The organism is Sphingomonas sp. PSPC2-2 (assembly GCF_049897725.1).
Lineage (GTDB): Bacteria > Pseudomonadota > Alphaproteobacteria > Sphingomonadales > Sphingomonadaceae > Sphingomonas.
In genome coordinates this window covers 540999-564627 of record NZ_JAFCWU010000001.1, presented here as the reverse complement: position 1 = coordinate 564627, position 23629 = coordinate 540999, and the positions used below count along the sequence as shown (strand labels likewise).

The following is a 23629-nucleotide window of genomic DNA, read 5'->3' as shown; positions in this document are numbered from 1 at the left end:
CGGGCCTTAGTGCTTGAACGCGTCCGAGATCGAGCAGGCGGCGGGGCCCAGAATCACCACGAACAACGTCGGCAGAATGAACAGGATCAGCGGGATCGTCATGATCGCGGGCAGGCGTGCGGCCTTTTCTTCCGCCCGCATCATGCGTTCGTTACGGAACTCGGCCGAAAGCACACGCAGGGCGGATGCCAGCGGAGTCCCGTATTTCTCGGTCTGGACCATGGTGGTGACCACCCCCTTCACGGCATCGAGTTTCACGCGTTGCGCGAGGTTTTCGAAGGCCTGCCGTCGTTCGGAAAGGAAGCCGAGTTCGATCGCCGTCAGCGTGAATTCGTCGCCAAGCTCGGGATAGGCTTTCCCCAATTCGCGCGCGACGCGGTTGAAGGCGGCGTCGACGGTCAGTCCCGCTTCGGCACAGATGACGAGCAGATCGAGCGCGTCGGGCAAGCCCTTCTGGATCGCCAGCGACCGTTTGCTGATCTTGTTGTTGAGGTAGAGGTCGGGCGCTTTGTACGACAGGATGAAGTTGGCCGCGACCAGGCCATAGGCTTTGATCGGCGTCCAATTCGCGAACATCTCGGTGCCGTAAACCACGTACAGCCCAAACACGCCCCACGTCAGCGGCAGGACGAGGCGGCCGAAAATCACCGCCACCGCATATTCCTTGGAGCGGATGCCGGCTTGCATCAGCTTGATCTGCGCGGCCTTGACCTGGCTGTCCTGCAGCACTTTGAGCGAGGAGAGCAGCGCCTTGATGCGGTCGGTCGTCTCATTCTTGGTGACCAGCTTGGCGCGGCGCTTGGTCGAGGCGGTAATGCCCGCCTTCAACTGTTCGCGCCGGTCGTTGAGTGCCTTGACGCGCTTGGTCATCGGGTCGTGCGAGGTGGTCACCGCGTAGATGGCCAGCAGCACCATGAACGCAGCGAGGCCGGCCAACAGCGTCGCGACGGTATAGACGTCGACGCCGAGGATAACCGGACCGGTGGGGGTGGCGGGATTCATCGCATCAGATCTCGAAATTGACCATGCGGCTCATGATGAACGCGCCGATTCCCATCCAGATCAACCCGCCGCCACCAGCCACCATCAGGCGTTGGTCGACGAAGAAGTTCTGCATGTAGCTGGCGTTGATCATCCAGATCAGGCCGAACACGATGAAGGGCAGCGACCCGACGATATAGGCGGAGGCCTTGGATTCGGACGACATCGCCTTGATCTTCAGCTTCATCTGGCCGCGCATACGCAGCACGGTCGCGAGATTGGACAGCGTTTCGGCCAGGTTGCCGCCGGTTTCGCGTTGGATCGCGATGGTGATGCAGAAGAACTGAAATTCGGGCGTTCCCAGTCGGTCGGCGGTATCTTGAAGCGCCGCGTCCATCGTCCGCCCGATCTTCATCTTGTCGGTGATGTTCTTGAACTCGACGCCGACGGGCCCATCGACCTCCTGCGCGACGACGGCGATGGTCTCCGTGATGGGCAGGCCCGAGCGCAAGCCACGCACCAGCAGCTCAATGGCGTCGGGAAACTTGGCGGTGAATTTCGCGATCCGTCGCTTGATGAAATAGCCGACTACCATGTGCGGCAGGCCTGCGCCGACAACCAGCCCGAGCAGCAACGCGAGCAGGATCGGCAAGCCAAGAATGATCAGTGCCAACGCGACGGCGAGGATGATGCCCAAGGTGGCGATGCCATATTGCCCGACCGTCCAGGTCTTCCCCGTCATCGCCAAACGCTGTTTCAGCAGCGCCGGGCGCGGGATGAAGCGCATTGCCGCTGCATCCATCCGGTTGTTCCGCGCCGTCGCGATGCGGCGCATTTGCGCGTCGACCAGCACGTTGGCGGCATCGCTATGGCGCGCGCGCAGGGCGGCCATGCGTCGTGTGCGGGCACGCTCCGCATTGGGGCCCGCAAAGGCGAAAGCCATCAGCGCGAGTACGACCAGCGCACCTGCACCCAGCGAAAGGACCGGCATCAGTTCCATGAGGCCTATCAAGCGCTCCGCTTCGTTACCACGGCGTTTACGCCGCAGAATTTTGCCACGAGGTTTTTGGGGGTCACTTCTTCTTCGCGGGTCGGGAAATCAGCGATTTGAAATCGAATTTCCCCATCAGCGAAGGCCCCTTGGCCCCAACCTTCTTTTTGGTCGCGCTGTCGATCGGTTCGGCCGAGTCTCCAACCGCCATCAATTTCGTCGCAAGATCGACGATCGGGACAATCGTCTTCGAGCCCTTGCCGGCTTCGGTTAGCGGCTTGCCCAATTTGGCCGATTGCGCAGCCAGCTTCTGGTCGAAGGGCACCATGAAATCGATCTTGCGTTCGATCGACCCTTCAAAGTCCTTGCGGCTGATTTCCAGTTGCGCGGTCGGCTGGACGCGATTGGCGACCACCACCACCTGCGTCTGTGGCGCGTTGGACTTCATCCAGGACAGGATACGGATCGTGTCGCGCGCGGCGGCGAGCGTTAGCTCGGTCACGACCACTGCCACCTGGATGTCCGTCATCAAATGCGGATGCAGCACGAGCATGTTGCGCGGCAAATCGACCACGGTGCATTCGAACGCGGAGCGCATTTCCTCCTGCAACTGATAAAACGCGCCCCCGTCGGTAAGGATCGGGGAGTTGATCGGTGCTTCTGCCGACAGCACGGAGAGCATTTCGCTCGACTTGACCATCGCACGTTCGATGAACAGTCCGTCGATGCGGCTGGGGTTTTCGATCGCGTCGGTCAAGCCGCGCCCCGGCTCGAGGTCGAGCGACAGCGCGCCGGTGCCGAAATGCACATCAAGGTCGAGCAGGGCCGTCGTCCGTGCGCCCTTTTCGCTCAGCACCCAGGCGACACCGGTGGCGAGGCTCGAAGCGCCAACGCCACCCCGCGCGCCGATGAACGCGGTGGAGATGTGCGGACGTTCGGTGCCCGTGTCCGAAACCTTGGGCGCGTTCAGCACGGTCTGGGCATGGGTGAACGCATCCCGCAGCATGTCGGGATTGAGCGGCTTGAGCAGATAGTCCTGGATTCCGCTCACGATGAGATCGCGATACAGCCGCACGTCGTTGACCTGGCCTGCGGCGATGACAACGGTGCCCGGCTCGCACACTTCGGCCAGCGCATTGATATCGTTGAGCGGATCGCCGCTTTCGGAAAGATCGACAAACAGGATTTGCGGGCTCGCGGACACGGACAGCGACTGTACCGCGTTGCGCAGGCCGCCTTTGTTCACTTTCTCGGGTGCCCAGCCCATTTCCACCGCGATCGGGCGCAGCGTCTCGGCGGCGGTTTCGTCGCAGACATAGGCGGCAAAGGGATCGCGCAAGCCGATGCGAGCTGGGTTGAAGGGCGCATTCATTACTTGCCTCCGGTGCTTTCCGTCTTGACCGTCGTGCCGCCGGCACCGGTCGGTGCCGCCTTGCGGTAGCTTTCGATTGCCTTGGCCGAGGCCAATTGGTCGGCGACCGCGCTTCCGCCTTGCCCGCGCACCAGGTCTGCCGGATTGGCGACCATCGCGGCGAGGTTGGCGTTCATCGCGCAGCCGTGGTTGGAGGAGGTATTGGCCTCATATTCGGTCGAGGTGTCGCGGCTGTAATCGGGACAGCCCGGAACCGTCGCCTTTGTGCGGCTGACGATGACGCGTGCCATTCCCGGCGTAACGGCCGCACCGACCAGCGGGGCCTCGTCGGACACCAGCAGGCCATAACGCGACGCTTCGCGGGCGATATCGTCCTTTACGCCGCCACTCGAAGGCGTGGGATTCTCGACCGCGACCTTGTCGCCATAGCCGACCCGCAACGACGCCATCCACCCGGCGAGGCGCTGCGCTTCGCCCGGGGCCAGGCCGTCGCCGCTCGTCGCGACATCAATGGCATAATCGGCGCGGCTGACCACCGGCTGATGCACCGATTCGAGTCCGCGATTTTCCGTGCCCGCGCACGCAGACAGCGCCAACGCCGGAAGCAGGCCGGTCGTGATCGCACGCACATATTTGTTCATGATCATGTCCCTCGGCCCTCAATTGATGTCGAAACCGGGTGCGGCACTCGCGCCCTTTTTGGTTTGGCTGGGTGGTGGCGTGATAGCGGCGGGCGCATCGCGACGGCGATCGACCGGCGACCCCGGTGTGGGGTCCGGCGCGACCGGTCCAGGAGCCGCCGCCCCGAGCGAAGGCTGCGCACTGCCAGCCGGAGCCATGGTCGGCTTCGGGCGGTCGCCGCCGGTGGTGCCGCCGCCAAGCTGACCCATGAAAACACGGCCAAGGTCGGTCGGGGCCTTATAGCCGTCGGTTGGCAGGACGATGTCATTGGCGTTGACCGGCTTCACGAGATACGGCGTGATCACGATCACCAGCTCGGTTTCGTTGCGCTGGAACGCATTGGAGCGGAACAACGCGCCGACAATGGGCATGTCGCCAAGCGCGGGTGCCTTGTCGATCGAGTTGTTGTGATTGTTTTGCAGCAGGCCTGCGATCATCATGCTCTGACCCGAGCCGAGCTCGACGGTCGTCTCGGCCCGCCTTGTCGTCAGCGCCGGAATGCTGACGCCGGAAAGCGTCACCGAACCCTGCGAAGACAGCTGCGACACCTCGGGACGGACATGGAGCGAAATGCGCCCATCGGCCAACACCGTCGGAGTATAGGACAGGCTCACGCCATATTGCTTGTAATCGACCGAGACCGCGCCCAGCCCCTGCGAAATCGGGATCGGGAACTCGCCGCCCGCGAGGAACGAGCCGGTTTCGCCGGAAATGACCGTGATGTTCGGATTGGCGAGCGTCGAAACCTGACCGTCGCGCTCGCCCAGATCGAGCGAGGACAGCAGGTCCATCCCCAATGCGTGGCCGGCCAGGCCAAGCGTCGTGCCCATGCCGGTCGCGGCAGGCTGGGTGAAGACGGTTTGTCCCGGAAGCGAACCGTCGGCATTGATGATGCCGCTGCCGATCGTTCCCGGTGCCGTAGCAATCGTGCCCTGGCGCCCTTGGGTAATGCCGAACAGCGTGCTGCCGGAGCCACGGCTGGTGAGGTTTACCCCGATATTCTTGACGAAGCTGCGGCTGACCTCGGCGATGCGCACCTGCAAATTGACCTGCAAGGGCGTTGCCGCGCGCAAGCGGTTGATCACGCCGACCTTAAGCGCGGCGTCCGGGCCGACCGCGACGCCAGGATTGAGCAGCGCGGTAACAAGGCGCTGCGCGGCCGCGCTGTCCTCGGGAGACGACACCGTGCCGGTCAGCACTGCGATCTGCCCGACCGTCGTCACCTTGATGTCGCTGTCGGGCATGGCGAGCTTCACCATCCGGTCGATCGAGGACAGGTTCTGGCTGACGCGGATGTTGGCGGCGTAAATCACCGTGCCGCTCGCCGAGGTGGCGAAGATCGTCGATTCGCCGGAATCCTTGCCGAACAGATGGATCTGATGGAGATTGTTCACATAAACGTCGGCCACGCCGGGGTTCGAAACCCACACGTCGCTGACGTTGGCGGGCAGGTTGATCAATTCGCCTTGCCCGGTCGACAGCACCACCTCGGTCGTCGGACGCACAGTGCCAGCAGGTGCGGCACCAACATGGGTGACCGGACGTTGCCCGCCGCGCGCAGGCGCTGGCTTTGCTTGAAGTTTGGGACCTGCAGCCATGGCGGTGACCGGCGCACTGCCGACCAGCGCGGTGATGACCGTCGCCGACAGGACGCGGTGCAGAGCGGTTGCGCTACGCATTATTTCTTCCCCCCAAGGGCGACATCGGTCACCGCATTGCCGCGTGCGACGCGGATCACGGGGCCGGTGCCAGCCCCCGGAAACGTCCCGGTACCCGGTGCGCCACCGGAGCCCGAGGTATCAGCAGGCTTGCCGGGAACCGTGCTGCGTTGAAAACGCGAGACGTCGGCTCCGGTCACCATCGTCCCGCCCCCGGTCGCGGGCGTGCTGGCGATGCGGGTCAGCATCGCCTTTTCGGCCTTGGGGTCGTCGGGCATGGAGACATCGCCGCTGGCGATCGCCTGTTCGAGTTCGCTGCTATTGTCGGCGATCGAGCGCAGCGACAGCGAGAGCGACCCCAGCGTTTGAGCCACGGCAATCTGTTCGGCAATCTTCGGGGTCGCTTCGATCGTCACGTTGGAAAAGGTACGGACGACGGCCTTTCCGTCTTCGCCGACACCGTTGTCGGTACGCTGGTCGGTGGCGAGCACGCGCAAGTTGCGCATGATCGTCTCGGCGGCCTTGAGCGGCGGGCCATCGCCGCCACCGGGGACGGTCTGCGTCAGGATCAGGTCGATGCGATCGCCCGGGAAGACGAAGCCGGCCACGCTGGTCTGCGTCTGCACCGGCACGGTCACGGCGCGCATGCCCGGGCCGAGGGCGGCGGCGAGGAAGCCACGGTCGCCCGGCTTGACCAGCGCGCCTTGGGTGATCGGCTGCCCGGCGGTGATCGCATTGCGCACGACCGTGCCCATCAGCGAGCGCGGATCGAAGCCGCCCTTCTTGATGTAATAGGCGTTCTCGACCAGTTCCTTCGGCCACGGCTGGTATTTCAGCGAGGTCGCGTCGAGGATGGTCCCGACAGGGAGCGCCTTGGTTGCGACCAGCACTTCCGGGCCGTTTGCGACCGGTGCCATCGCTACCGCATTCGCTTGCGGTGCCGGGCTGCCAATGATCAACGATCGTGCCATGAACGCCGAGATCGCGGCAACGATCAGCGCACCCAACAGCAAAATGACCTTGCGACTATCCATCTTAGACCTTTCGGACGCGGGCAGTTGAGCCCGCGTTAAGCATTCACACCAAAGTGGTTAAAAAGCGGTTCACGCAGTGCGATCAGCGCGGCGATTGCGATCGCCACGCCGTAGGGGACCTCGATTTGCGTCGTGCGATGGCGCAACGCGCGTTCCATCAGCAGCACCACGGTGAGCGCACCGCCGACCAGCGACATGACGATCAACATCCAGGTCAAAGCGACGGGATCGAGCAGCCACAGCGCCAGCGCGCCGATCATCTTGACGTCGCCGCCGCCCATCCAGCCGAAATGAAATGCGGCGACGAAAACCGCGAACACCAGCAGCGCAATGCCAACCTGCTCCGCAATCGCCATCCAGCCCAGGGCATTCGCCCACCACCATAAGGGCGCGAGCAGCGCGATCGCGGCGTTTTTCCAATTGGCGATCTCGCGCGTGCGTGCATCCTGGATCCCGGCCGAAACCAGGAGCGCCGCCAGCACCAGCAGCAACATCGTTGACAGATTGATCCCACCCATGAGGAAAGGTGTAGACGGCGGGCCTTTCAAAACCGTAACCATCGTCCATGGTTTCCCCTCAGCTTTATCGTCGCGCGATTCCTGCGGCTGCGCGGATCACGCAATGGTCCGCTCCCGATGGCTGGGCGCTGCGGCGCTTCGACTGGGGCGTCGAAGGACGACCGCGCGGTCGGATGCTGTTTCAGGGCGGCCGCGGCGATATCTTCGAGAAGTATCTCGAGGCGTTTGCGCACTGGCATGCGCTCGGCTGGTCGATCACGTCGTTCGACTGGCGCGGGCAGGGCGGGTCGGGGCGGCTGTCGCCCGATCCGCATGTTGGCCATGTCGACGATTTTCAGCAGTATATCGACGATTTTCGCGCCTTTTGGGCGGATTGGGTTGCGGAAGATGCCGGGCGCGACGGCGGACCGCATGTTGCGCTTGGCCATTCGATGGGCGGCCATCTGTTGCTGCGGGCGCTGGTCGAAGGCGCGGCGCGACCCGATGCCGCTGTCCTGATCGCGCCGATGCTGGGGTTGCACAGTCCGCTTGGCGCGACGCTCGGCGAACGGCTCGCGCGGGTGCTAGGCGGCGTCGGCAATGCAGCACGGCCAGCGTGGCGCGGGAATGAGCGGCCCGCCACCACCGAAACGCGCCAGGCACTGCTCACCAAGGATACGGATCGCTATGAGGACGAGATCTTCTGGCAATCGAGCAAGCCCGAATTGCTGCTGGGGCCGCCGAGCTGGCGCTGGGTGATCGAGGCGTTTGCGTCGACGCGGCGGTTGAGCGTCGATCCGCGTTTGAAAACGCTCGACGTGCCGTTGCTGTTCGTCGTTGCCGATGACGATAAATTGGTCGACCCCAAGGCCGCGCTGAAGATCGCGGCAAAGGTGCCGGATGCGCGGGTGGTGCGCTTCGGCAAGGAATCCGCGCACGAGATCCTGCGCGAGGCAGATCCGGTGCGCAATCGCGCGATTGGCGAGATCGACATCTTCCTGTCGTCGCGGGCGCAGAGGTAGAGCCGTGACGCACTATGACGTGGCGATTGTCGGGGCCGGGATTGCGGGCGCAAGTCTTGCCGCCGCGATTGCGCCTTATGCTTCGGTGGTGATGCTCGAGGCGGAGGATTTGCCCGGCTACCATGCGACCGGGCGGTCGGCGGCTTTCTGGTCGGAAACCTATGGCGGCCCTGGCGTGCAGCCGCTAACCACCGCATCGGGCGCTGCGTTGCGGGGCGGGGGCTTCCTGGCCGATCTCGGCTCGCTCCATATCGGGCGCGCGTCGGATTCGGACCGGATCGACGGCTTTCTGGCGGAATTTGCGGGCAGCAGCGTGGCGCTGCAGCGGGTTGATCCGCGCGCGTACATTCCGGGTTTGCGCGCCGACTGGACGCTGGGCGTGCTGGAGGCGAGCAGCACCTATATCGATGTCGCGGCGCTCCACGCGCATTATCTGGCACAAGCGCGGCAGGGCGGGGTGACGCTGTTGCTGTCCGCGCCGTTGCAGCGCGCGGTCCACACCGGTGGTCGCTGGCAAATGGAGACAGGCGCGGGGCCGGTGTCGGCGACGATCCTCGTCAACGCCGCCGGTGCCTGGGCCGATGCGGTTGCAGAAATGGCGGGGGTCGCGCCGATCGGCATCGCCGCTTATCGCCGCACCGTCGTGCAATTGGCGACCAGCCCGGCGGCCCCCGATACGCTGCCGCATATCGCGGACATTTCGGGCCAATTCTATTTCAAGCCCGAGGCCGGAGGTCGGCTGTGGCTCAGCCCGCACGACGAGACTCCGGCCACGCCCGGTGATGTCCAGCCCGAGGAGATCGACGTCGCCGTTGCGATCGACCGGTTCGAACACGTCGTCGATTGGCAGATCACGCGCGTCGAACGGCGTTGGGCGGGCCTGCGCAGCTTCGCGCCGGATCGCTTGCCGGTCTATGGCTTCGCCCCCGATTCGCCCGGTTTCTTCTGGTGCGCGGGGCAGGGCGGTTTCGGCATCCAGACGGCACCGGCAGCGGCCGCGCTGGCCGCAGCGCTTCTTTTGGGCCGCGCGCCTGATCCCAGCGTGGCTGCGATCGATCCTACCCGCTATGCACCGGGCCGCTTCGCGGTGCTGGCGTAACGATATTCTCGTCGCTATCCTTCCCGAACCGACAAACCGGGGAGGTTCGCATGGCACACAAATTCGTGATCGAGCAGAACAAGGCGGGCGAGTATGTCGCCAAGTTCAAATATAACAGCGAACTGATTTGGTGGACCGAAGGCTATTCGAGCAAGGCCGGGGCCAAGAATGCGATTGAATCGGTGCTGAAGAACGGTCCGGGCGCGCCGGTCGAAGAGGCTTAAGCGCGCCTGCCAGCGGCCACCGCGGCATCGCTCGCCAGCCGGTCTGCGCGTTCGTTGTCGGGGTGGCCGGCATGGCCTTTGACCCAGGTCCATTCGACCCGGTGCGGTTTCGCCGCGTCGAGCAGCGCCTGCCACAGATCGGCATTCTTCACCGGCTGGCGCGCAGCGGTCTTCCAGCCGTTCTTTTGCCAGCCTTTGATCCACTTGGTCAGCCCGTCCATCACATAGCGACTGTCGGTCGAGAGCATGACATGGCAGGGGCGTTTCAGCGCGTTCAGCCCCTCGATCGCGGCCATCAATTCCATGCGGTTATTGGTGGTCAGCGCTTCACCGCCCGACAGCTCTTTCTCGGTGCCGCCTGCGCGAATCAGCGCGCCCCAGCCACCTGGGCCGGGATTGCCCTTGCAGGCACCATCGGTGGCGATTTCGACTTTGGTGAGTTCTTTGGGCGGGTCTTTTGCTGTCGCGGTCATCGCGTCCGCTTAACCAGCTCCGGCGCATAATGCGAGAGTCGCCGGACATAAGCGAGCGGGTCCTTGCGCGTGACGAGCGCGTCGGCGGGGGTGTTGAGCCAGTCCCATGCGCGCGACAGGGCGAAGCGGACACAGGCCCCGCTGGCCAGCGTCGGGAAGGCGGCCTGTTCGACCGACGATAGCGGAAAGCGCTGCTCATACCCTGCCGTCAGCGCATCGCCGATGGCGGCGTCATAGTGCGCCCCCGTGGCGTCAAAGGCCCAGGCGCTGTGCATGATCGCCAGATCGTACACGCGCAGATCGGTGCAGGCGAAATAGAAATCGATCAGCCCGGATACGGCGTCGCCGCGCATCAGCACATTGTCGGGGAAGAGGTCGGCATGGATGGTGACCGTGTCGAGCGTCGCCCGGGGCCATGCACCGACGACCCGATCGATCGCGAAGCCGAGATCATCATACAAGCCGGGCGCGATGGTATCGAGACTGCGCCCGCAGCGCTCGAACAAGGGGGCCCAGGTCTCGACCCCCATCGAATTGGCACGTGTCTCGGGAAAATCGGCCAAGGCGACGTGCATATCCGCCATCGCCACTCCCGCAGCGCGCGCCTGTGCTGCGGTCGGATGCGATACCGACACGCCGGACAGAAACTTGATGAGGCAGGCGGGACGACCCTCCAGCGTCTGAATCGCGGTGCCGTCGCGGTCCTTGATCGCTGGCGGTACAGGGTTGCCGCGCGCTGCGAGATGATCGAGCAGCGCCATGAAATAGGGCAGGTCGCCGCCCTCGACGCGCTTTTCATACAGCGTCAGGATGAAGCGGCCGGTGGTGGTGTCGACCAGGTAGTTGGTGTTCTCGACACCCTCGGCGATTCCCTTGGCGGACACCAACTCGCCAACGTCATAGCGCGCGAGGAAACCGGCCAGGACCTCGGCCGATACCGGCGTATACACGGCCATCGCTCAGGCCGTTGCTTCAAGCCCGCGGGGCAGCTTGAACGAGACCGTCTCGCGCTTCGTTTCCACTTCGCGCTCGGTTACCGTAAACCGTTCAGCCAGCCGATCGACCAGTTCGCGCACCAGCACCTCCGGTGCGGATGCTCCGGCCGTAATGCCCAGTCTACTAATGCCGTCGACGAAGCTCCAGTCGAGGTCCGCCGCACGCTGAATCAGGCGAGCAGGGGTACCTTCGCGCTCGGCGACTTCGACCAGACGCACCGAGTTTGAAGAGTTCGGCGCGCCAATCACCAACATCGCATCGCACGCATGGGCAATCGCCTTGACTGCGCCCTGGCGGTTGGCGGTGGCGTAGCAAATGTCCTCGCCGCGCGGCCCCTGAATCGAGGGGAAACGCCGTTGCAGCGTGGCGACCACATCGGCGGTGTCATCCATCGACAAGGTCGTCTGGGTCAGGAAGGCGAGGTTGTCGGGGTCAGCGGGCGTATAGCCTTCGGCATCCGCCACGGTTTCGACCAGCGACATCGCGCCTTCGGGCACCTGGCCGAACGTTCCGATCACTTCGGGATGTCCGGCATGGCCGATGAACACGATGTGCCGCCCGAGCTGGACCATGCGCTCAGCCTGGCGGTGAACCTTGGACACCAGCGGGCAGGTCGCGTCGAAAAAGGCGAGGCCGCGTTCGGCCGCTTTGTTCGGCACGGCCTTGGGGACGCCATGCGCGGAGAAGACGACGGGAACGCCGTCGGGCACCTCATCCAATTCCTCCACAAACACCGCGCCTTTGTCGCGCAGCATGTCGACGACGAAGCGATTGTGGACGATTTCGTGCCGAACATAGACGGGTGCGCCATATTTGGCGATCGCCAGTTCCACGATCTGAATGGCACGGTCGACCCCGGCGCAGAAGCCGCGCGGCGCGGCGATGATGAGCTCGAGTTTTGGCTTTGAAGCGGTGAACATCTCGCAGCAAGCCTACGCGATTGCTTGCGCGGGCGATAGCCGGTTCCTATGGTGCGCTCGCGCCTGCGCGATAAATCCTAAAGCAGGCGATCCCTTTTGCATGATAAGGTGCGTGACCCCGTGACATTCCGGAAATCAGCCATCGCCGCCCTCTCACTTCCCGTGTTCGCGGCGGTTTTGCTCGGCGGATGTCGGCACACGGGCGAGCTGGACGAGACAGGCGGCATCACCGCGGTCCGCACGGCGTGCCCAAGCGTGGCGGTCCCGGCCGGCACCGGCGACATTACGCTGTTCGATCCCGCGACCAGCCATGATGCCACCGCGCTCGACCTTACGGCGGTGTTGACCAACGTTCGTTCGACCTGCACCGATGCGGGCGACGACATTCTCACTACATTGACCTTCTCGGTCGAAGGGCGGCGGCTGCGGACCGATGGTGCCCGCGACGTGACCTTGCCCTATTTCGTCACCGTTGTGCAGGGCGGCAGCGCCGTCGTTGCCAAGCGCCTTGGACATGTCACGCTGCATTTCGAGGCGGGCCAGCCGCGCGCGTCGGTGCAGGGAACCGGCACCGCGACCGTGTCGCGCGCCGCCGCTACGCTGCCTGACGATGTCCGCAAGAAGCTGCTCGAAAAGCGCAAGGCGGGCGGCGAGGATGCCGCGGTCGATCCGTTGACGCGTCCGGAAGTTCGCCAGGCGGTGCTGCGCGCTACCTTCGAGGCATTGGTTGGCTTCCAGCTCACCAGCGACCAGCTGAAATATAACGCCACACGCTGATTGTTGACGCGGTTGTGGCAAAGGGTCGTTGACTCGCTTGCTGCGCCGCGTCAAACCGAAGGCGTCGATCGCGGGCAACCGGGATAGGCACGCGCGGGAGAGCGTCCCGGATGCCGTTTGCGGCATTCTGGACCGCCGAAGGAGCAACCGCCCCGGAATCTCTCAGGCAACCGGACCGCGCGGGCCATCGACACTCTGGAAAGCGCACTCGCCTTGGGCGATGTGCCACCGAAGGGGTAAGCTTGCGGCACGTGCGGCAAGTCAAAGCTCTCAGGTATCCGTGACAGAGGGGGCGGCGGATCATGGACGCTACGGCGTCATGCTACGCCGTAGACCTCGCACGGAAGGCCTTTATGACCGACGCTGAAATTCCCGACGAAATCGCGATCGAGACCTTGCCGCTCGACGCCTGGCATCGCGCCCGTGGTGGCCGCATGGTGCCGTTCGCGGGCTATGAGATGCCGGTGCAATATGAAGGCATCATGGCCGAGCATCTGTGGGTGCGCGAATCGGCTGGCCTGTTCGATGTCAGCCATATGGGACAGTTGCTGTTCCGCTCCGATGAAGGTGCCGATCTGGTCGCCGCCCTCGAAGCCGTGCTGCCCGCCGACATTGCCGGGCTGGGCGCAGGCAAGCAGCGTTATTCGCTACTGCTGGCCGAAGATGGCGGCATCCTTGATGATCTGATGGTTACGCGCCTGCCCGACGCCAATCCGTTCGACATTCAGGGCTTTTACATGGTCGTCAACGGTGCGACCAAGATCGACGATATCGCGCATTTGCTCGAATATCTGCCCGACGACATCGCACTCAACCATATGGAAGACCAGGCGCTGCTGGCGTTGCAGGGTCCCAAGGCGGTCGATGCGCTGGCGCGGCTGGTGCCGGGCGTCGAAGCGCTGGTGTTCATGACCGCTGGCGGCTTCGAGTGGAACGGCATTCCGCTGTGGATCAGCCGCTCGGGCTATACCGGCGAGGATGGCTTCGAGATTTCGGTGCCTGCCGAGAATGTCGAGGCACTGGCTGATGCGCTGACCGCCGAGCCTGAGGTAAAGCCGATCGGCCTTGGCGCGCGCGATTCGCTGCGGCTTGAGGCCGGCTTGCCGCTTTACGGCCATGATCTCGACCCCGAAACGACGCCGATCCAGGCGGATCTCGGCTTTGCGCTATCGAAGCGCCGCCGCGAGGCGGGCGACTTCATGGGCGCAGCACGCATCCTGGCCGAGCGTGAAAACGGCGCGATCGTCAAGCGCGTCGGGCTGATGGTCGGTGGCCGCCAGCCGGTGCGCGAAGGTGCTGCTGTGCTCGATGCGCAGGGCTCTGACGTCGGCCGCGTCACCTCGGGCGGCTTCGCCCCCAGCGTCGGCGCGCCGATCGCCATGGCCTATGTGCCGACTGCGCTTGCGGTTCCCGGTACGACAATTCAATTGGCGCAGCGCGGCAAGGTCCATCAAGCGACCGTGACGACAATGCCCTTTATTCCCCACCGCTACGTCCGCGCAGGAGGCAAGTGATGAGCCGTTATTTTACTGAAGATCATGAATGGGTTGATGTCGATGGTGACATCGGCATCGTTGGCATTACCGAATATGCGCAGAGCCAGCTCGGCGACATCGTGTTCGTCGACGTGCCCGAAGAGGGCAAGGAATTGGCCAAGGGCGATGAAGCCGCGGTCGTCGAATCGGTCAAGGCCGCGTCGGACGTCTATTCGCCGGTGTCCGGCACGGTGATCGACGGCAACGCCGCGCTCGCCGACACGCCCGGCCTCGTCAATGAGGATCCCGAAGGCGATGGCTGGTTCTTCAAGCTGACGCTGAGCGACGCCGATGAGCTGAACGAGCTGATGGATGAAGTCGCCTATCAGGCATTCGTCGCGAAGCTCTGATCTCCTTCTCCCCTCCCGCCGTGCGGGAGGGGCTGGGGGAGGGCGTTTTGCTCACCGCCAAGCTTTGTCATTCCCTCCCCCAACCCCTCCCGCCGTGCGGAAGGGGGGAGATTTTGAAATGCGTTACCTACCCCTGACTCAGTCCGATCGCGAGGCGATGCTCGGCGTCATCGGTGCCGCTTCGATCGACGATCTGTTCGTCGACGTGCCCGAAGCCGCCCGGCTCGACGGCCCGATCCACGATCTGCCGATGCACGCCAGCGAAATGGCGGTCGAGCGCCATATGAGCGCGCTGGCCCGCAAGAATCTGACGGCGGGGGAAGCGCCCTTTTTCCTTGGCTGCGGTGCCTATCGCCACCATGTGCCCGCCTCGGTCGATCATTTGATCCAGCGCGGCGAGTTCCTGACGGCCTATACCCCGTATCAGCCCGAAATCGCGCAGGGCACGCTGCAGATGCTGTTCGAGTTCCAGACGCAAGTCGCGCGGCTGCTCGGCACCGATGTCGCCAACGCCTCGATGTATGACGGCTCGACCGCCTGCTGGGAAGCAATCGGCATGGCGCGCCGCATCACCAAGCGCGGCAAGGCGATCCTGTCCTCTGGCCTGCACCCGCATTATGTCTCGGTCGCCAAGACGATGGCGAAGTTCACCGGCGACGTGCTCGAAACCGCGACGCCGACCCTGAGCGCAGACACCGATCTGGAAACGCTGATCGCGGCGATCGACAAGGATACGTCGTGCGTCGTCGTGCAATATCCCGACATTCTCGGCCGCATCGCCGACCTCACGCCGCTTGCGGACGCCTGCCACGCCAATAAGGCGCTGCTGATTGCGGTGGTGACCGAGCCGGTTGCGCTGGGTGCGATCAAGTCGCCCGGTGAGATGGACGCAGACATCGTCGTCGGCGAAGGCCAGTCGCTCGGCGTCGGCCTGCAGTTCGGCGGCCCCTATGTCGGCCTGTTCGGCTGCAAGGAAAAATACGTCCGCCAGATGCCGGGCCGCCTCTGCGGTGAGACGCTGGATGCCGATGGCCGCCGCGGTTTCGTGCTGACGCTGTCGACGCGCGAGCAGCATATCCGCCGCGAAAAGGCGACGTCGAACATCTGCACCAATAGCGGCCTGTGTGCGCTGGCTTTCTCGATTCATATGACGCTGCTGGGCGAAAAGGGCCTGCGCACGCTGGCCCAGATCAACCATCACGGCGCGGCTTCGGCGGCGGCACGGCTGGCGCAGGTGCCAGGGGTCGAATTGGTAACGACCACCTTCTTCAACGAATTCACGCTGAAGCTGCCGCAAGAAGCGCGGCCGGTTGTGCGCGCCCTGGCTGAACGCGGTATCCTGGCGGGCGTATCGCTCGGGCGGCTCTATCCGGGTGAGGCGAGCCTCGCCAACGGCCTGGTCGTCGCGGTGACCGAGACGACCTCGGCAGAAGATGTAGAAACGCTGGCCGCCGCGCTCGAGGAGATTCTGGCATGAGCATCAATGCAAGCGGATGGCGCCCCGAAGCGCCCGTCGCCGGTGGCAAGGCCTCGCCGACCGTCACTGGGAACAAGGGCCTGATGCTGGAAGAAGCGCTGATCTTTGAGATCGGCGATTCGGAGACCACAGGCGTCGATTTCGCATCTTCTCCCTCTCCCCTCCGGGGAGAGGGGCCGTCAGGCACCAGCCTCGGCAGCCTCGCGCGCACCACGCCGATCGGCCTTCCCGGCCTGTCGGAACCGGAAGCGGTGCGCCATTACACGCGCCTCAGCCGCCAGAATTACGGCATCGACCTCGGCTTCTTCCCGCTCGGATCGTGCACGATGAAGCACAATCCGCGCCTCAATGAGAAGGTCGCGCGTCTGCCCGGTTTCGCCGATATCCATCCGCTCCAGCCGGTCGATACCGTGCAGGGCGCGCTTGGCGTCATCAACGAACTGGCGGTGTGGCTGATCAAGCTGACCGGCATGTACGGCGTCGCGATGAGCCCCAAGGCGGGCGCGCATGGCGAATTGTGCGGCATCCTGTGCATCAAGGCGGCGCTGGAAGCGCGCGGCGAGGGCCACCGCAAGGTCGTGCTCGTGCCCGAGAGCGCGCATGGCACCAACCCCGCGACCGCCGCGTTTGCGGGCTTCACCGTCGAGGATATTCCCGCCACCGCCGAAGGGCGTGTCGATACCGCAGCGCTCAAGGCCCGGCTCGGGCCGGACGTGGCGGCGGTGATGATCACCAACCCCAATACCTGCGGGCTGTTCGAGCGCGACATGAAGGCGATCTCGGACGCGGTCCATGCGGTCGGGGCCTATGTCTATTGCGACGGTGCGAACTTCAACGCGATCGTCGGCCGCGTGCGCCCGGGCGATCTCGGCATCGACGCGATGCACATCAATTTGCACAAGACCTTCTCCACCCCGCATGGCGGCGGCGGTCCCGGCTCGGGCCCGGTCGTGCTGTCGGAAGCGCTCGCGCCGTTCGGCCCGCTGCCCTTCACCGCGCGCTATGCAGACGGCCATATCGCGCTGATCGAGGAAGAAACGGCGGGCGACGAACACCCGCACACCTTCGGCCGCATGACTGCCTTCCACGGCCAGATGGGCATGTTCACCCGCGCGCTGACCTATATCCTCAGCCACGGAGCGGATGGCCTGCGCCAGGTTTCGGAAGACGCCGTGCTCAACGCCAATTACATCCTGCGCAGCCTGGAAAAGACGCTCGACGCGCCGTTCGCCGCATCGGGCCCGTGCATGCACGAGGCGCTGTTCTCGGATAATGGCCTCGCCGACGGTTTCTCGACGATCGACGTCGCCAAGGGGCTGATCGACGAGGGCTTCCACCCGATGACGATGTACTTCCCGCTGGTCGTCCACGGCGCGATGCTGATCGAGCCGACCGAGACCGAATCGAAGGCCGCGCTCGACCAGTTCATCGGCGCTTTGCGCTCGGTCGCCGAGCGCGCCAAGGCGGGCGATATCAGCCTGAAGAGCGCCCCGCATTTCGCGCCGCGCAGCCGCCTCGATGAAACACTGGCGGCACGCAAGCCAGTGCTGATATGGAAGGACCCGGGTCTGGCCCAAGCGGCCGAATAACAGGGGGAAATTCATGCCGGTCCACGCTGCGCCGCCGGGGATTTTGCAATATGCAATCCCGATCGCGATCTTCCTTGCGGTGTTCGCGCTGCGTGCGCGGCGGTTGACCCGGCTCAGGCCGCTCAAGGTCGAGCAATTGTGGATCGTACCGGCACTTTACACCGCCGTCGTCGCCGTGATCTTCTATCGCAGCCCGCCCACGCTGGCTGGGTGGGGGATCGCGGTGGCGGCGTTGCTGGTCGGGGCGGCACTCGGCTGGCAGCGCGGCAAGACCATGCAAATCCATGTCGACCCCGAAACCCACGAACTGCGCCAGCGTGCCTCGCTCTGGGCGCTTGCCTTCATCGTGGCGCTGATCGCGATCAAATCGGTCGCGCAGGCGGAAGGGGCTGCGTTGCACTTCAACCTGGCGGTGCTGATCGATACTTTCGCGGCGCTCTCGCTCGGCGTGTTCGCAGCGCAGCGGCTGGAAATGTATCTGCGCGCGAATCGCCTGCTCGCCGAAGCCCGCGCGTGACGACACCCGTCCCCTGGATTCCGGGGGAGGCGGGGGAAGACGCGCGGCGCCATGCCCCGGCGACACTGCGCAACCGCATGGCGATTGCCGATGTGCTGCGCGAAACACTCCCGTCTGCTGGTCTGGTGCTGGAAATCGCGAGCGGATCGGGCGAGCATGCCGCCTATTTCGCGCAGGAATTTCCCGCGCTTGACTGGCAGCCAAGCGACCCCGACGCGGATGCGCGCCGCTCGATCGGCGCGTGGTGCGAGGGGATAGCCAATGTCCTTCCACCGCTCAATATCGATGCGGCTGCGAGCCAATGGTCGATCCGCCGTGCCGACGCGGTGCTCTGCATCAACATGGCCCATATCAGCCCGTGGGAAGCGACGCTCGGTTTGCTCTCGGGAGCTGGGTCGGTCCTGCCGTCGGGGGCACCGTTGATCTTGTATGGCCCGTTTCTGCAAGCGGGCGTCCCGACCGCACCGAGCAACCTCGCGTTCGACGAATCGCTGCGTGCGCGCGACTCGCGCTGGGGGTTGCGTTCCGTTGAGGCAGTAACGGCTGCGGCGACATCCTTCTCGCTCGACCAATGCCTCGCAATGCCTGCCAACAACCTGCTATTGGTGTTTTGTCGCCGTTAGGGGCTTACGGCTTCGGTCACGGGGCGTTGCCGGACCTGCTCCCGCCAGACAATGTAGAGCCCGCTCGCCACGATGATCGGCGCGCCGAGGACAGTGCCCCAGCCGGGTAACGTGCCGAACAGCAGCCAGCCATAAAGCGTGCCCCAGAACAGGCTCGAATAATCCATCGGGATCACGGTCGAGACCGGCGCGTGGCGCACTGCTGCGGTCAACGCCAGTTGCGCGAGCCCGCCAATCAGGCCGACGCCCACCAGAATTGCCCAGGTCAAGGCATCGTGCTGCTGAAGGTTGAGCGCATAGGCGATGCCGAGCGGCGGGATCGACAGCGCCGAAAACCAGAAGACCGTCGTCAGCGCGCTTTCGGTGCGCCCGATCTGGCGCAGCAGGATCGCGACCAATGCCACGAACATCGCCGCGACAAGGCCGACCGCCGCCCCGCCCAATGGCAACGCGCCGGTCCCCGGTTGGGTCACGATCAATACGCCGATAAAGCCGACGACGACCGCGGCCCAGCGGTGGATGCCGACCTGTTCGCCGAGGATGAGCGCCCCCAGCAGCGTGCCGAAGATCGGCACGGTAAACTGCAAGGTGGTCGCGTCTGCCAACGGCAACAGCAACACCGCGCCGAAAGTGGTCACCATGCCGATCAGGCCAACGGCGGTGCGCCGGACATGTGCGCCGAATCGCTGGGTCCGGAGCGACGAAAGGCCGGGACCGGTCACCACGATTCCCAAAATCAGCATCGCCGCGAAGGCCTGACGGAAGAACATCGTCTCGGCGAGGTTCGCCCCACGATTTTCCGCGAGTTTGATCAGCGCGCTCATCGTTGCCAGGCCAGCGATGGCGAGCAGGCGCAAGGCCAGCCCCAGCATGACGCGGTCGGGGGTATAGCGCGGCGCCGTTTCGACGGAGGGTAGGGCGGGGGCGTCGATCGAGTGTCTCCAGAGTATGCATTGGTCCATGACGCCGCGCGGCGCGAGACACAAGCGCGGGGGTGACGCGCGCGTCGCCAGTCGCTATCCGCACCGGCATGATCAAACGCGCACTCCCCGTCACCCGCGAGGCCGATTTCTCGGCCTGGTATCAATCCGTCATTGCAGAAGCCGACCTTGCCGAGGAATCGGGCGTGCGCGGCTGCATGGTCATACGGCCGTGGGGCTATGGCATTTGGGAGCGGATCCAGCGGCTGCTCGATGACCGGATTAAAGCGACGGGCCATGAGAATTGCTATTTCCCGCTGTTCATCCCGCTCTCCTATTTCGAGAAAGAGGCGGAGCATGTCGAAGGCTTCGCCAAGGAAATGGCGGTCGTCACGCATCATCGGCTGAAGGCGGACGGCAAAGGCGGGCTCATTCCCGATCCCGAGGCCAAGCTCGAAGAACCCCTCGTCGTCCGCCCGACCTCCGAAATGGTGATTGGGGCCGCCTTTGCCCGGTGGGTGCAGTCCTGGCGCGATTTGCCGGTGCTGATCAACCAATGGGCGAACGTCGTCCGCTGGGAAATGCGCACGCGCATGTTCCTGCGCACCAGCGAGTTTCTGTGGCAGGAGGGGCATACCGCGCACGCTTCGGCCGAGGAAGCACGCGAGGAAACGCTCAAGATGCTCGAGGTCTATCGTTCGTTTTCCGAGGATTGCCTCGCGCTGCCGGTGGTCGCGGGCGAGAAGCCCGAGAACGAACGCTTTCCCGGTGCCGTCGCGACCTACAGCATCGAAGCGATGATGCAGGACGGCAAGGCGTTGCAGGCCGGCACCAGCCATTTCCTGGGCACCAATTTCGCGAGCGCGCAGAACATCCGCTTTCAGAACGACCAGGGCGAATTCGTCCTTGCCAATACGACGAGCTGGGGCGTGTCGACGCGGATGATCGGCGGTGTCATCATGGTTCACGGCGATGACGACGGCCTGCGCGTGCCGCCGCGCATTGCGCCGTGGCAGATCGTGATCGTGCCGATGTTGCGCGATCAGCCCGAGGACGCCGCGATCGTCGACTATTGCAAGGCGTTGCAGGCTGAGTTGGCCAATCAATCGGCACTGGGCGAGCCGGTGCGCGCATTGCTCGATCTCAAATTCGGCAAGGCTGCGACCAAGCGCTGGGGCTGGGTCAAGAAGGGCGCGCCGATCGTGATCGAAGTGGGCGGGCGCGATGTCGCGGGCGGCAACGTCTCGGTGATTCGGCGTGACCGGCTCTACCGCGAAGACGGCAAGCTCGACAGCGCCGTCGTCACGCGGGGCGATTTCGTCGGCCAGGCAGCCGGTTTGCTGGAGGAAATCCAGGCCGGACTGCACGCAGAAGCGCGTCAGCGGCTGCAGGCGAATATTGTTGCCGCCGCCGACTTCGCCGCGATCGAAGCGCATTTTGCCGAGGGCGTGAAGAACCCGGGCTGGCTGGAAGTCCAATGGTCACGGCCCACCGGCGCTGCGCTGGATGCGGTGGTCGAGCGGCTCAAGGCGTTGAAGCTCACCATCCGTAACGCACCGATGCAACAGGCCGCACCGGACGGGGTATGTGTGTTTACCGGAGCCGCTGCGGTTGAACGCGTGCTGATCGGACGGGCCTACTGATACTGGTGCCCGATCGTGCGTGCGGCGATTCGCTTCAGCTTTTCGTAAGATCGGGCGTGAAGCGCGCGCCGACATGCGCTTCGCCGCGCGCCTCGGCGAGTTTTACCTGGCGGTGGCGCTCGGCATAGCTCGCGCGCGCCTGCGCATCGCGGGTGGCATGACAAGCGGGGCAGGCGACGCCTTCCTCATACAGCGGTGAGGCGCGGTCGGCGGGGCTGACCGGCATACGGCAGGCGCGGCACAGTTCATGGGTGCCGAGCGCGAGGCCGTGGCCGACCGCAACGCGCTCGTCGAACACGAAGCATTCGCCGTGCCAGCGGCTTTCGGTTTCCGGCACCTCTTCGAGATATTTCAGGATGCCGCCTTCGAGGTGGAAAACGTCGTCCAGCCCCTCGGCGTTGAGGAAAGCGGTCGATTTCTCACAGCGGATGCCGCCGGTGCAGAACATCGCGACCTTCTTGCCCTCCAGCTCCGCGCGGTGCTCGCGCACCCAGGCGGGAAAGTCGCGGAAGCTCTCGGTCGCCGGGTCGATCGCGCGGGCGAAGGTACCGACCTTCACCTCATAGGCATTGCGCGTGTCGATCACGATTGTGTCGGGATCGTCGATCAGCGCATTCCAGTCGGCGGGTTTCACATAATGGCCGACACCTTGCAGCGGATCGATATCGGGCTCCCCCATCGTCACGATCTCGCGCTTGAGACGGACCTTGAGGCGATGGAACGGCATCGTCGCGGCATGGCTGTATTTGACCACGATGCCTGAGCAGTCGGGCAGGGTGCGGATGTGCGCAATGACAGCGGCGATGCCCGCGTCCGACCCGGCGATGGTGCCGTTAATGCCTTCGCGCGCGAGCAGGAGCGTACCCTTGATCCCTTCTGCTTCGCACAAAGTGAGCAGCGGCGCGCGGATGGCAGTGGGATCGGGAAAGCGGGCAAAGCGGTAAAGCGCGGCGACGGTGATGGGGGAGGGGGCATTTGTCATGACGCCGCCCCTCTAAAAGGTTTCATCAATGAGGGGAACCGCCCCTCCGTTCACTCTGAGCCGGTCGAAGGGCCCTCGCCACAAGCGCCTGAGCGCGAGTAAAGCGGAGGGCTTCGACAAGCTCAGCCCGAACGGAAGTGGGGGCCGTTTTACGCCGTCTTGAGCGACTGCATGTCGATGACGAAGCGGTATTTCACGTCGCTCTTCACCATCCGGTCATAAGCGGCGTCGATATCCTGGATGCGGATCATCTCGATATCGGCGGTCAGGCCATGTTCGCGGCAGAAATCGAGCATGTCCTGGGTCTCCTTGATCCCGCCGATCAACGATCCGGCAAGCGCGCGGCGCTTGAACACAAGATGGCCGACATCGGGCGCGGGATGCGGCGATTCGGGCACGCCGACCAGCGTCATCGTCCCGTCGCGCTTGAGCAGCGCGAGGAACGGGTTGAGATCGTGCGCGGCAGCAACGGTGTTGAGGATGAAGTCGAAGCTGTTGACATGGGCGGCCATCGCTTCCGAGTCCTTGGACACGATCAGGTCGGTCGCGCCGAGCCGCTTGGCATCGTCGCGCTTGCTGGGGGAGGTGCTGAACACATAGACCTCGGCCCCCATCGCGGCGGCGATCTTGACGCCCATATGGCCGAGCCCGCCCAGCCCAACCACGCCGACCTTCTGCCCCGGCCCGACTTTCCAGTGGTGCAGCGGCGAATAGGTGGTGATCCCGGCGCACAGCAACGGCGCGACGGCGGCGAGATCGGCCTCGTCATGCGTCACCTTCAGCACGAAATCCTGCTTCACCACGATATGGTCGGAATAGCCGCCCATGGTGTGGCCGCCCATCACCGGATCGGGCCCGTTATAGGTGCCGACAAAGCCGGTCGTCTCGCAATATTGCTCCTCGCCGTCGGTGCAGGACGGGCAGTGGCCGCAGCTGTCGACCATGCAGCCGACCCCGGCGATGTCGCCGACCGCGAATTTGGTGACGTTGCTGCCGACCGCAGTAACGCGACCGACGATCTCATGCCCCGGCACGCATGGGTATAGCGTGCCGCCCCATTCGCCGCGCACGGTGTGCAGGTCGGAATGGCAGACGCCGCAGAACAGGATGTCGATCGCTACGTCGTCGGGCTGAGGATCGCGGCGTTCGAACGAGAAGGGCGCGAGCGGCGCGTCGGCGGCATGCGCGGCAAAGGCGTGGGTGGTGGTGGTCATGCGAAATCCTTTCGCCGCCGCTACGCGCGGGCACGGAGCGGCTGTGCTTGGATG

At 64.6% G+C, this 23629-nt stretch carries 24 protein-coding genes and 1 riboswitch; of the genes, 11 read left to right on the top strand and 13 right to left on the bottom strand.

Features of this window, described 5'->3' with window-relative positions; genetic code table 11:
• Positions 1-6 precede the first annotated feature (6 nt).
• The 7 genes from ACP7BY_RS02760 to ACP7BY_RS02730 all read right to left on the bottom strand — a co-directional run bounded on the left by ACP7BY_RS02760 (position 7) and on the right by ACP7BY_RS02730 (position 7235).
• Complete coding sequence (locus ACP7BY_RS02760) at positions 7-1002, bottom strand: type II secretion system F family protein (RefSeq protein ID WP_033964968.1); 996 nt, start codon at positions 1000-1002, stop codon at positions 7-9.
• Between the two features lie 4 nt (positions 1003-1006).
• Entirely contained in the window at positions 1007-1981 is a 975-nt protein-coding gene (locus ACP7BY_RS02755) for a type II secretion system F family protein (RefSeq protein WP_033964967.1), read from the bottom strand.
• 73 nt (positions 1982-2054) lie between these two features.
• Positions 2055-3344 (bottom strand): AAA family ATPase, encoded by a 1290-nt coding sequence (locus ACP7BY_RS02750; protein WP_137903045.1) that lies wholly within the window; start codon positions 3342-3344, stop codon positions 2055-2057.
• Positions 3344-3991 (bottom strand): CpaD family pilus assembly protein, encoded by a 648-nt coding sequence (locus tag ACP7BY_RS02745; protein ID WP_052192346.1) that lies wholly within the window; start codon positions 3989-3991, stop codon positions 3344-3346. The genes ACP7BY_RS02750 and ACP7BY_RS02745 overlap by 1 nt, the downstream gene beginning before the upstream one ends.
• Positions 3992-4003: 12 nt before the next feature.
• On the bottom strand, positions 4004-5704 hold the full coding sequence (locus ACP7BY_RS02740; protein ID WP_033964965.1) for a type II and III secretion system protein family protein: 1701 nt from the start codon (positions 5702-5704) through the stop codon (positions 4004-4006).
• On the bottom strand, positions 5704-6717 hold the full coding sequence (gene cpaB / locus ACP7BY_RS02735) for a Flp pilus assembly protein CpaB (RefSeq protein WP_033964963.1): 1014 nt from the start codon (positions 6715-6717) through the stop codon (positions 5704-5706). The genes ACP7BY_RS02740 and cpaB overlap by 1 nt, the downstream gene beginning before the upstream one ends.
• Positions 6718-6752: 35 nt before the next feature.
• Positions 6753-7235 carry an A24 family peptidase gene (locus ACP7BY_RS02730; RefSeq protein WP_171010569.1) on the bottom strand — a complete coding sequence of 161 codons (483 nt, stop codon included), beginning with the start codon at positions 7233-7235 and terminating at the stop codon, positions 6753-6755.
• 47 nt (positions 7236-7282) lie between these two features.
• Here ACP7BY_RS02730 and ACP7BY_RS02725 point away from each other — a divergent pair, with 47 nt between their 5' ends.
• The 3 genes from ACP7BY_RS02725 to ACP7BY_RS02715 are packed head-to-tail and all read left to right on the top strand — an operon-like array spanning position 7283 to position 9559.
• A complete protein-coding gene (locus ACP7BY_RS02725; RefSeq protein WP_033964962.1) occupies positions 7283-8236 on the top strand; it encodes an alpha/beta fold hydrolase in 954 nt (317 codons plus the stop codon).
• 4 nt (positions 8237-8240) lie between these two features.
• Positions 8241-9335 (top strand): NAD(P)/FAD-dependent oxidoreductase, encoded by a 1095-nt coding sequence (locus ACP7BY_RS02720; RefSeq protein ID WP_033964960.1) that lies wholly within the window; start codon positions 8241-8243, stop codon positions 9333-9335.
• A 50-nt stretch (positions 9336-9385) separates the two neighbouring features.
• Complete coding sequence (locus ACP7BY_RS02715) at positions 9386-9559, top strand: YegP family protein (RefSeq protein ID WP_010403777.1); 174 nt, start codon at positions 9386-9388, stop codon at positions 9557-9559.
• Here ACP7BY_RS02715 and rnhA read toward each other — a convergent pair.
• The 3 genes from rnhA to ispH are packed head-to-tail and all read right to left on the bottom strand — an operon-like array spanning position 9556 to position 11948.
• Positions 9556-10032 (bottom strand): ribonuclease HI, encoded by a 477-nt coding sequence (rnhA, locus tag ACP7BY_RS02710; protein WP_137903044.1) that lies wholly within the window; start codon positions 10030-10032, stop codon positions 9556-9558. The two genes, ACP7BY_RS02715 and rnhA, sit on opposite strands and share 4 nt — an antisense overlap.
• A complete protein-coding gene (thrB, locus tag ACP7BY_RS02705; RefSeq protein WP_033964958.1) occupies positions 10029-10988 on the bottom strand; it encodes a homoserine kinase in 960 nt (319 codons plus the stop codon). The genes rnhA and thrB overlap by 4 nt, the downstream gene beginning before the upstream one ends.
• Before the next feature lie 3 nt (positions 10989-10991).
• Positions 10992-11948 carry a 4-hydroxy-3-methylbut-2-enyl diphosphate reductase gene (ispH, locus tag ACP7BY_RS02700; protein WP_033964957.1) on the bottom strand — a complete coding sequence of 319 codons (957 nt, stop codon included), beginning with the start codon at positions 11946-11948 and terminating at the stop codon, positions 10992-10994.
• Between the two features lie 120 nt (positions 11949-12068).
• On the opposite strand from ispH, the gene ACP7BY_RS02695 reads away from it, so the two are divergent.
• The 7 genes from ACP7BY_RS02695 to ACP7BY_RS02665 all read left to right on the top strand — a co-directional run bounded on the left by ACP7BY_RS02695 (position 12069) and on the right by ACP7BY_RS02665 (position 18816).
• The gene (locus tag ACP7BY_RS02695) at positions 12069-12725 is read left to right on the top strand and encodes a hypothetical protein (RefSeq protein WP_081988715.1); all 657 of its coding nucleotides are present in this window, start codon (positions 12069-12071) and stop codon (positions 12723-12725) included.
• Positions 12726-12809: 84 nt separating this feature from the next.
• Positions 12810-12913, top strand: a riboswitch (glycine riboswitch).
• Between the two features lie 165 nt (positions 12914-13078).
• Positions 13079-14239: a glycine cleavage system aminomethyltransferase GcvT gene (gene gcvT, locus ACP7BY_RS02690; RefSeq protein ID WP_081988713.1), complete on the top strand. Its 1161-nt coding sequence runs from the start codon at positions 13079-13081 to the stop codon at positions 14237-14239.
• A complete protein-coding gene (gene gcvH, locus ACP7BY_RS02685; protein WP_033964955.1) occupies positions 14239-14610 on the top strand; it encodes a glycine cleavage system protein GcvH in 372 nt (123 codons plus the stop codon). The genes gcvT and gcvH overlap by 1 nt, the downstream gene beginning before the upstream one ends.
• A 118-nt stretch (positions 14611-14728) precedes the next feature.
• Positions 14729-16087: an aminomethyl-transferring glycine dehydrogenase subunit GcvPA gene (gcvPA, locus tag ACP7BY_RS02680; protein WP_137903043.1), complete on the top strand. Its 1359-nt coding sequence runs from the start codon at positions 14729-14731 to the stop codon at positions 16085-16087.
• A complete protein-coding gene (gene gcvPB / locus ACP7BY_RS02675) occupies positions 16084-17676 on the top strand; it encodes an aminomethyl-transferring glycine dehydrogenase subunit GcvPB (protein WP_033964954.1) in 1593 nt (530 codons plus the stop codon). The genes gcvPA and gcvPB overlap by 4 nt, the downstream gene beginning before the upstream one ends.
• A 13-nt stretch (positions 17677-17689) precedes the next feature.
• Positions 17690-18193, top strand: a complete 504-nt coding sequence (locus ACP7BY_RS02670; protein ID WP_033964953.1) for a CcdC protein domain-containing protein — start codon at positions 17690-17692, stop codon at positions 18191-18193.
• The gene (locus ACP7BY_RS02665) at positions 18190-18816 is read left to right on the top strand and encodes a DUF938 domain-containing protein (RefSeq protein WP_052192345.1); all 627 of its coding nucleotides are present in this window, start codon (positions 18190-18192) and stop codon (positions 18814-18816) included. The genes ACP7BY_RS02670 and ACP7BY_RS02665 overlap by 4 nt, the downstream gene beginning before the upstream one ends.
• Here ACP7BY_RS02665 and ACP7BY_RS02660 read toward each other — a convergent pair.
• Positions 18813-19688: a DMT family transporter gene (locus ACP7BY_RS02660; RefSeq protein ID WP_033964952.1), complete on the bottom strand. Its 876-nt coding sequence runs from the start codon at positions 19686-19688 to the stop codon at positions 18813-18815. The two genes, ACP7BY_RS02665 and ACP7BY_RS02660, sit on opposite strands and share 4 nt — an antisense overlap.
• Positions 19689-19846: 158 nt before the next feature.
• Here ACP7BY_RS02660 and ACP7BY_RS02655 point away from each other — a divergent pair, with 158 nt between their 5' ends.
• Positions 19847-21379 (top strand): aminoacyl--tRNA ligase-related protein, encoded by a 1533-nt coding sequence (locus ACP7BY_RS02655; RefSeq protein WP_033964950.1) that lies wholly within the window; start codon positions 19847-19849, stop codon positions 21377-21379.
• A 34-nt stretch (positions 21380-21413) separates the two neighbouring features.
• Here the strand turns inward: ACP7BY_RS02655 and ACP7BY_RS02650 are convergent, their stop codons facing one another.
• Together ACP7BY_RS02650 and ACP7BY_RS02645 are read right to left on the bottom strand one after the other, a co-directional pair.
• On the bottom strand, positions 21414-22361 hold the full coding sequence (locus tag ACP7BY_RS02650) for a rhodanese-related sulfurtransferase (RefSeq protein ID WP_137903041.1): 948 nt from the start codon (positions 22359-22361) through the stop codon (positions 21414-21416).
• A 149-nt stretch (positions 22362-22510) separates the two neighbouring features.
• Positions 22511-23575 carry an NAD(P)-dependent alcohol dehydrogenase gene (locus ACP7BY_RS02645; RefSeq protein ID WP_033964948.1) on the bottom strand — a complete coding sequence of 355 codons (1065 nt, stop codon included), beginning with the start codon at positions 23573-23575 and terminating at the stop codon, positions 22511-22513.
• Between the last annotated feature and the right edge of the window lie 54 nt (positions 23576-23629).

Excerpts from the sequence above, each read along its gene's own strand:
- ACP7BY_RS02755 (WP_033964967.1), bottom strand. The coding sequence starts at position 1,981 with ATGGAACTGATGCCGGTCCTTTCGCTGGGTGCAGGTGCGCTGGTCGTA.
- gcvT (WP_081988713.1), top strand. The coding sequence starts at position 13,079 with ATGACCGACGCTGAAATTCCCGACGAAATCGCGATCGAGACCTTGCCG.
- ACP7BY_RS02730 (WP_171010569.1), bottom strand. The coding sequence starts at position 7,235 with ATGGGTGGGATCAATCTGTCAACGATGTTGCTGCTGGTGCTGGCGGCG.
- ACP7BY_RS02655 (WP_033964950.1), top strand. The coding sequence starts at position 19,847 with ATGATCAAACGCGCACTCCCCGTCACCCGCGAGGCCGATTTCTCGGCC.
- gcvH (WP_033964955.1), top strand. The coding sequence starts at position 14,239 with ATGAGCCGTTATTTTACTGAAGATCATGAATGGGTTGATGTCGATGGT.
- ACP7BY_RS02645 (WP_033964948.1), bottom strand. The coding sequence starts at position 23,575 with ATGACCACCACCACCCACGCCTTTGCCGCGCATGCCGCCGACGCGCCG.
- ACP7BY_RS02745 (WP_052192346.1), bottom strand. The coding sequence starts at position 3,991 with ATGATCATGAACAAATATGTGCGTGCGATCACGACCGGCCTGCTTCCG.
- thrB (WP_033964958.1), bottom strand. The coding sequence starts at position 10,988 with ATGGCCGTGTATACGCCGGTATCGGCCGAGGTCCTGGCCGGTTTCCTC.
- ACP7BY_RS02725 (WP_033964962.1), top strand. The coding sequence starts at position 7,283 with ATGGTTTCCCCTCAGCTTTATCGTCGCGCGATTCCTGCGGCTGCGCGG.
- cpaB (WP_033964963.1), bottom strand. The coding sequence starts at position 6,717 with ATGGATAGTCGCAAGGTCATTTTGCTGTTGGGTGCGCTGATCGTTGCC.
- ACP7BY_RS02750 (WP_137903045.1), bottom strand. The coding sequence starts at position 3,344 with ATGAATGCGCCCTTCAACCCAGCTCGCATCGGCTTGCGCGATCCCTTT.
- ACP7BY_RS02660 (WP_033964952.1), bottom strand. The coding sequence starts at position 19,688 with ATGCTGGGGCTGGCCTTGCGCCTGCTCGCCATCGCTGGCCTGGCAACG.
- gcvPA (WP_137903043.1), top strand. The coding sequence starts at position 14,729 with ATGCGTTACCTACCCCTGACTCAGTCCGATCGCGAGGCGATGCTCGGC.
- ACP7BY_RS02740 (WP_033964965.1), bottom strand. The coding sequence starts at position 5,704 with ATGCGTAGCGCAACCGCTCTGCACCGCGTCCTGTCGGCGACGGTCATC.
- ACP7BY_RS02760 (WP_033964968.1), bottom strand. The coding sequence starts at position 1,002 with ATGAATCCCGCCACCCCCACCGGTCCGGTTATCCTCGGCGTCGACGTC.
- gcvPB (WP_033964954.1), top strand. The coding sequence starts at position 16,084 with ATGAGCATCAATGCAAGCGGATGGCGCCCCGAAGCGCCCGTCGCCGGT.
- rnhA (WP_137903044.1), bottom strand. The coding sequence starts at position 10,032 with ATGACCGCGACAGCAAAAGACCCGCCCAAAGAACTCACCAAAGTCGAA.
- ACP7BY_RS02715 (WP_010403777.1), top strand. The coding sequence starts at position 9,386 with ATGGCACACAAATTCGTGATCGAGCAGAACAAGGCGGGCGAGTATGTC.
- ispH (WP_033964957.1), bottom strand. The coding sequence starts at position 11,948 with ATGTTCACCGCTTCAAAGCCAAAACTCGAGCTCATCATCGCCGCGCCG.
- ACP7BY_RS02650 (WP_137903041.1), bottom strand. The coding sequence starts at position 22,361 with ATGACAAATGCCCCCTCCCCCATCACCGTCGCCGCGCTTTACCGCTTT.
- ACP7BY_RS02670 (WP_033964953.1), top strand. The coding sequence starts at position 17,690 with ATGCCGGTCCACGCTGCGCCGCCGGGGATTTTGCAATATGCAATCCCG.